Source organism: Vibrio sp. V30_P3S12P165 (assembly GCF_009904905.1).
GTDB classification, from domain to species: Bacteria; Pseudomonadota; Gammaproteobacteria; order Enterobacterales; family Vibrionaceae; genus Vibrio; species Vibrio fujianensis.
In genome coordinates, this window is the sequence record NZ_WXWH01000079.1 from 1 (window position 1) to 6,153 (window position 6,153).

Annotated in this window: 7 protein-coding genes and 4 tRNA genes; 3 read left to right on the forward strand and 8 right to left on the reverse strand. The window is 40.8% G+C overall.

The genetic code is table 11. The features are described from left to right. The 5 genes from CAG57_RS15925 to CAG57_RS15945 all read right to left on the reverse strand — a co-directional run. On the reverse strand, positions 1-220 hold a 220-nt coding region (locus CAG57_RS15925; RefSeq protein WP_237666071.1), incomplete at its 3' end, for a GTP-binding protein. A gap of 103 nt (positions 221-323) precedes the next feature. Beyond that, a tRNA-Thr gene (locus CAG57_RS15930) sits at positions 324-399 on the reverse strand. Between the two features lie 13 nt (positions 400-412). Further along, positions 413-487 (reverse strand) — tRNA-Gly (locus CAG57_RS15935). Positions 488-522: 35 nt separating this feature from the next. Further along, positions 523-607 (reverse strand) — tRNA-Tyr (locus tag CAG57_RS15940). A gap of 31 nt (positions 608-638) precedes the next feature. Beyond that, a tRNA-Thr gene (locus tag CAG57_RS15945) sits at positions 639-714 on the reverse strand. A gap of 204 nt (positions 715-918) precedes the next feature. Here CAG57_RS15945 and coaA point away from each other — a divergent pair. Next, positions 919-1,842 carry a type I pantothenate kinase gene (gene coaA / locus CAG57_RS15950; protein WP_161433968.1) on the forward strand — a complete coding sequence of 308 codons (924 nt, stop codon included), beginning with the start codon at positions 919-921 and terminating at the stop codon, positions 1,840-1,842. 33 nt (positions 1,843-1,875) lie between these two features. Here the strand turns inward: coaA and birA are convergent, their stop codons facing one another. After that, positions 1,876-2,853, reverse strand: a complete 978-nt coding sequence (gene birA / locus CAG57_RS15955; protein WP_161426921.1) for a bifunctional biotin--[acetyl-CoA-carboxylase] ligase/biotin operon repressor BirA — start codon at positions 2,851-2,853, stop codon at positions 1,876-1,878. Continuing rightward, a complete protein-coding gene (gene murB / locus CAG57_RS15960) occupies positions 2,850-3,893 on the reverse strand; it encodes a UDP-N-acetylmuramate dehydrogenase (protein ID WP_161426920.1) in 1,044 nt (347 codons plus the stop codon). Before murB ends, birA begins: the two co-directional genes overlap by 4 nt. 65 nt (positions 3,894-3,958) lie before the next feature. Here murB and CAG57_RS15965 point away from each other — a divergent pair, with 65 nt between their 5' ends. Together CAG57_RS15965 and pssA are read left to right on the forward strand one after the other, a co-directional pair. After that, positions 3,959-4,381: a GNAT family N-acetyltransferase gene (locus CAG57_RS15965; RefSeq protein ID WP_161433970.1), complete on the forward strand. Its 423-nt coding sequence runs from the start codon at positions 3,959-3,961 to the stop codon at positions 4,379-4,381. A 102-nt stretch (positions 4,382-4,483) separates the two neighbouring features. Continuing rightward, positions 4,484-5,824 carry a CDP-diacylglycerol--serine O-phosphatidyltransferase gene (pssA, locus tag CAG57_RS15970; protein WP_161427932.1) on the forward strand — a complete coding sequence of 447 codons (1,341 nt, stop codon included), beginning with the start codon at positions 4,484-4,486 and terminating at the stop codon, positions 5,822-5,824. A 144-nt stretch (positions 5,825-5,968) separates the two neighbouring features. On the opposite strand, the gene CAG57_RS15975 is transcribed toward pssA, so the two are convergent. Then, positions 5,969-6,153 (reverse strand): transposase domain-containing protein (locus CAG57_RS15975; protein ID WP_161427933.1); only part of this gene is annotated, 185 nt, incomplete at its 5' end.

Sequence of the window (6,153 nt, forward strand, 5' to 3'; positions counted from 1 at the left end):
TTGGAGTTTGGTATTCTACGTGTGAAGTAGAAATGGTAATACCGCGCTCACGCTCTTCTGGAGCATTGTCGATTGACGCAAAGTCTTTCGCTTCACCGCCATATACTTTTGAAAGTACAGTACAGATAGCTGCGGTTAGAGTGGTTTTACCGTGGTCAACGTGGCCGATAGTACCAACGTTTACGTGCGGTTTCGTACGTTCAAATTTTGCTTTAGACATGGGTTGTCCCTCTAGGTACGGATTTAGGTGGCTCTTATTGATGACCACGCAACCAAAAATTCAATAATAAAGTATATATCAAAAGGAAATGTTTGCTTAGAGCTGGTGCTGATAGGCAGACTCGAACTGCCGACCTCATCCTTACCAAGGATGCGCTCTACCACCTGAGCTATATCAGCACTCTAAAATGAGTGGAGCGGGCAGCGGGAATCGAACCCGCATCATCAGCTTGGAAGGCTGAGGTAATAGCCATTATACGATGCCCGCAACACGTAACTCTGTGAGCTATTTCCTTAAGAATATGGTGGAGGGGGACGGATTCGAACCATCGAAGGCGGAGCCGGCAGATTTACAGTCTGCTCCCTTTAGCCACTCGGGAACCCCTCCAAAATTTATTTATCACTCTTCCGAAAAAGAATGGTGCCGACTACCGGAATCGAACTGGTGACCTACTGATTACAAGTCAGTTGCTCTACCTACTGAGCTAAGTCGGCATAAGTGGGGCGCATTCTATTGAATGATCTGCAACCTTGCAACCCTAATCTAGGAAAAAAATTAATTTTCACTCTATTTTTATTTATTCGCTGTTTTTTTAAACATTTTTTAGTTTAATCGCTAATTCTTCTGCGTTTCTCATTTGCAAGATGAGCTGCATATTGTATGTTCCCCACTCATTCTAATAATACGATTAAACATTTATGAGTCCGTATCTGTCTTTTGCTCGTCACCAGTGGGCTGAGCTACGTAACTCAGTGCCTATGACACTGTCTGAAAGTGATCTTCAAGAATTGCAAGGTATTAACGAAAGTTTAACGATGAAAGAGGCGGTAGAGATTTATCTTCCGCTAGCACGGTTATTAAATCTTTATGTAGCCGCTCGGCAAAGTCGCAATACGGTGCTCAACCAATTTCTCGGTAATGCAGAAAAAGCCCCTCCCTTTATTATTGGTATTGCTGGCAGTGTTGCGGTAGGGAAAAGCACAACAGCACGATTATTACGCGCGTTACTGTCTCGGTGGGAAAATCATCCCAAAGTCGAGCTGATTACTACCGATGGTTTTTTATATCCTAATAAAATTCTACATGAACGCAACATTATGCATAAAAAGGGCTTTCCTGAATCTTATGATATTCGTCGCTTGGTTGAATTTGTTTCGGAAGTCAAGGCTGGACAACCAAATGTGACCGCTCCGATCTATTCACATCTTACGTATGATATTACTGATGAATTGAAAGTTGTTGATCGTCCAGATGTACTGATCATAGAAGGATTAAATGTACTACAAAGTGGGATGGATTACCCTCACGACCCTCACCGTGTGTTTATCTCTGACTTTTTAGATTTTTCAATTTATGTAGATGCCGACGCTGAGATGATCGAAAAGTGGTACGTGGAACGTTTTATGAAGTTTCGTCATGGTGCATTTAAAAAACCAGGCTCTTATTTTAGCCACTATACCCAGCTGAGTGAAGCAGAGGCAATTGCTAAAGCAAAGTATATTTGGCAATCGATTAACGGTAAAAATTTACAAAAAAATATATTACCAACCAAAGAACGAGCCCAGCTTATCTTAAGAAAGGGGTTACATCATAGTGTAGAGAATGTGTTACTACGCAAATAACGCCGATTTACCTAATAGCCTAGTTTGGATAGCCTAGTTTGGAAAGTCCGGTTCATTTTTGCGCAGCGAAATTTCTCCGCCGATATAACTTTGTATCCCTTGCTTCGTTTCTAATAGCACGCCGCCATGCGAGTCAATACCTCGTTCTATTCCAACAATTTCTTGAGGCCCGATAATGAGACGAACTTGGCGATCAATGAAATTATCTAACCGATTCCAGCGTTCTACAAAATTTTGCATTCCTGTATATTGATATTGTTGGAGTGCTTCATTAAGCGCTTTAATCAATTGTATCGCTAATTGATTACGATCAATCCGCTTTTGTTTACTTACTTGTGCAAGACTTGTCCATGGTTGATCAATTTCATTTTCTTTCTCTTGCATAGCAATGTTCATACCGATTCCAATGACAAGGTTCGCTGCTCCGCCAGCCTGTCCAGTCATCTCAACTAAAATTCCTGCAAGTTTTCTATCTTTAAAATAAAGATCATTTGGCCACTTTAGCTTAACACCTGAAAAACCCATTTGTTCAAGCGCTTCCACCACAGCCACTCCAACGACTAAACTCAATCCCACCGCAGCGGCCATACCAGCATCTAACCGCCAGTACATTGAGAAATAAAGGTTCGCCCCAAAAGGAGAGACCCACTGGCGGCCTCTTCGTCCTCGCCCGCTTTGCTGATATTCAGCAAGACAAACCGAACCAGAGTTTAATTGACCTATGCGATCCAATAAATACTGGTTAGTGGAATCAATAATAGGACAAAGCTCAACCGTATTCTCCACTTCAGATTGAATAACCTTTTGATTTAATAAGGTTAGAGGTTCCGCCAACTGGTAACCTTTACCTTGCACGCGGAAGATATCGACCCCCCACTCTTGAATGCCTTGAATATGTTTACTGATCGCGGCTCGAGACATACCCAACTGTTCGCCCAATGATTGCCCCGAATGAAATGCGCCATCTGCTAGTCGATCTAATAAGCTTAACTTTATACTGTATTCTCTCATTTATTATTTCCCGACCATGCGCTCAGTTTAACTTCTTCTCTCGCCCCCATGAAGCGGACTTCATGCTCTAAGTCAATGCCAAACTTTTCAAAAACATCATGGCAAACTTTAGTCGCTAACTGAATGACATCATCTGATGTCGCATTCGCAATATTGACAATAACCAAAGCCTGTTTAGTGTGCACTTGAGCACCACCGACTCTGCTTCCTTTCAAACCAGCTTGATCAATAAGCCACCCTGCAGCGACCTTCATTCCATCATTGGTTGGATGAGCGACCATCTCTGGGAATTGGCGCTTTAACTGATGATAGCGCTCCAAGCTAATAATCGGATTCTTAAAAAAACTACCCGCATTACCACTTTCTCTCGGATCGGGGAGTTTTTCTTTTCTGACCTGACATACGAGACGGTAAATATCATCGGCAGAACAATCGGCAGGTAAGCTTTTTAAAGGGCCATAAGAAAGATTCGGAGTCCATAACTTAGACAGCATTAAACCTACCGCGATAATAATCGCTTTATTACTGAGTGCGTGTTTAAAAATAGAGTCTCGATAGCCGAATTGACATTCTGAACGGCTTAATCGCTTAATGCGAAAGGTTTTGAGACATAAGTAGTCCACATACTGGCAGACATCTTTAAATTCGACACCATAGGCACCAATATTTTGAATTGGTGCCGAGCCTGCGCAACCAGGTATCAATGCTAAGTTTTCCAATCCAGCAATCCGATGCGCAATACACCAGTCAACCAACGCTGGCCAATCCTCACCACCAGCGATATGTAAAAAATGATGATGCATATCTTCTGTATGATCAATTCCAGATAAACGATTGATAATTACTAACCCTTGATAGGGCTCGGTAAAGAGCACATTACTCCCTTTGCCCAGAACTAATTTAGGTTCTTTTTTTAACTCATCATTTTGATAGATACGTATGATTTCATCGACCGAGTTAACAATAGCTAACCATTTACATGATTCTTGGATATTAAAGGTATGGTAGGCTTGGAGATTTGCGCTATGATGTAATTGCATGACATTCTTTAAATAAATTAACCTAAGTTCATTCTACAATAGATACTCTATGAAGCCAGATACAAATGCTTACTCTACAGTTTGAACAGATAGAAACCGTGAAGTTACCGTTAATCAAACGTTTCTACAAACTGCACTACTCAACCGCTAAACCCAAAAGCGACGAATTAACTATCGCTGCTTATCAACAAGGAGAGATAAAGGCAGTCGTGCGGTTTCGCTCTATTGCACAGTACCGATTATTAACCGGTATGGCGGTGGCAAGCGATCTAAGAGGGCAAGGCATCGGTCAGCAATTATTAATCTATTGTCAACAAAACATTATGAAACATTTAGACTATTGTTTTGCATACCCGCATCTGACATCCTTTTATAATAAAGGCAATTTTTATGCTCTAAAACCAGAGCAACTACCAACAGAATTGCAAGCCCTGTTACAACGATATCAGTCAAACGGAAAAAATCTCATTCCAATGCAGTATATTTAATGATTTATGTTAAAAAACAGCCTCTTTTCTAGCCTTTAATTATACTATTTTGGTAAGATTCTCAGCTCGCAATTTTGTACATACGTAAGGTAAAGCATCACTATGATGGCTCGTAGAAATACATTCGAACAACTGCCCGCTATTGCACAAGACCCCAGCAAGTTTCGTGTATTGTTTTCAGCGAAAGAGTTCAGAACCCATCTTATTGACTCCATTCGTCAAGCTAGCAAACGTATCTATATTGTTGCGTTATATCTCGAAGATGATGAAGCCGGAAGAGAAATACTCACCGAGCTTTACCAAGCCAAACAACGTAATCCGGGGTTAGATATTATTATTTGTGTCGACTGGCATAGAGCTCAGAGAGGCCTAATTGGTGCACAAAATTCAACCGGAAACGCTGCTCTTTATTGCTCCTTACAAAAACAATATAGCCATTGTATTCCGGTTTATGGTATCCCTGTCCGAGGAAAAGAAGTTTTTGGTGTCTTACACCTAAAAGGCTTTATTATTGATGATCAAGTCATCTATAGTGGAGCGAGTATCAATAATGTTTATTTACATTATCATTCACGTTATCGCTTTGACCGCTACCATACGCTAGAAAATAAAACGCTTGCCGATAGTATGGTGACCTTTATTCAGCGAGAAATGCTTGAGCACCCAGCGGTTAACGATCTAGCCTGTGACAATAAACCCAAAACGAAAGATATAAAGTTTGATATTCGACAATTTCGAGCCGCACTAGCACTCACTAGCTACCCTTTTAAACCGGAAAAAGTAGCTTCAAATCAAGTTGCGGTAACACCACTGGTTGGTATAGGTAAACGTCGCAATCATCTCAATCAAACTATTGTAGATTTGATAGCCCAAGCAAACGAAGAAATTTTCATCTGTACACCTTATTTTAACTTTCCTAAGTCTGTGGCGAAAGAAGTAAAAAAAGCCCTTAAACGTGGTGTTAGTGTTCATTTGATTGTAGGCGATAAAACAGCCAATGATTTCTACATTCCACCGCAAGAGACATTCAAAACCATCGGTGGGCTTCCCTATTTATACGAGCTAAATCTACGTAGATTTGCCAAAATTAATGAAGCCAATATTGCTAGCCGAAAATTATCCATACATTTATGGAAAGATGCGGATAATAGCTTCCATCTGAAAGGAATTTGGGTTGATAAGCGCTATATGTTAATTACAGGGAATAATCTAAATCCTCGAGCGTGGAAACTCGATTTAGAAAACGCCATTCTAATTAAAGATGAAAACCAACATCTCACCGCAAAATTTGAACAAGAGATGGAAAATATTCTGCAGCATACACAGTTAGTTTGCACCTATAAACAAATAGAAAAACTAGACAATTATCCAGATACCGTACAGAAGTTGATAAGAAGAGTCACTCGAGTGAAAGCCGATAGAGTATTAAAGCAAATCCTTTAATACAATCTAAATAAATAGATGATCTAATTAACTCCATTCAATATCAGGATGGATTAACCATGGATAGCTTATACCCTTCCTACTTGAAGCTGCAGGTGCGTTGGCTACGTTCGTTGTAAGCGCCCCACGATCCCACGGGGCGTTTTAGTGTGAGAAGTTCCAAGGAAGAAGTGAGTTGATATCAGGCTCTGGCTTTGCCAGTTCCCTCATACATTTGACCATGTAATCGTAGAGTATCAGTCCGTTCGCTTTCGCCGTTTCGATGATGCTATACAGCAAAGCACTCGCATCAGCACCAAGCGGATTCGTCGAGAATAACCAATTTTTTC

Bases quoted from the DNA above. Each gene is read 5' to 3' on its own strand.
- murB (WP_161426920.1), bottom strand. From the start codon at position 3,893: ATGCAATTACATCATAGCGCAAATCTCCAAGCCTACCATACCTTTAAT.
- pssA (WP_161427932.1), top strand. From the start codon at position 4,484: ATGATGGCTCGTAGAAATACATTCGAACAACTGCCCGCTATTGCACAA.
- CAG57_RS15965 (WP_161433970.1), top strand. From the start codon at position 3,959: ATGCTTACTCTACAGTTTGAACAGATAGAAACCGTGAAGTTACCGTTA.
- coaA (WP_161433968.1), top strand. From the start codon at position 919: ATGAGTCCGTATCTGTCTTTTGCTCGTCACCAGTGGGCTGAGCTACGT.
- birA (WP_161426921.1), bottom strand. From the start codon at position 2,853: ATGAGAGAATACAGTATAAAGTTAAGCTTATTAGATCGACTAGCAGAT.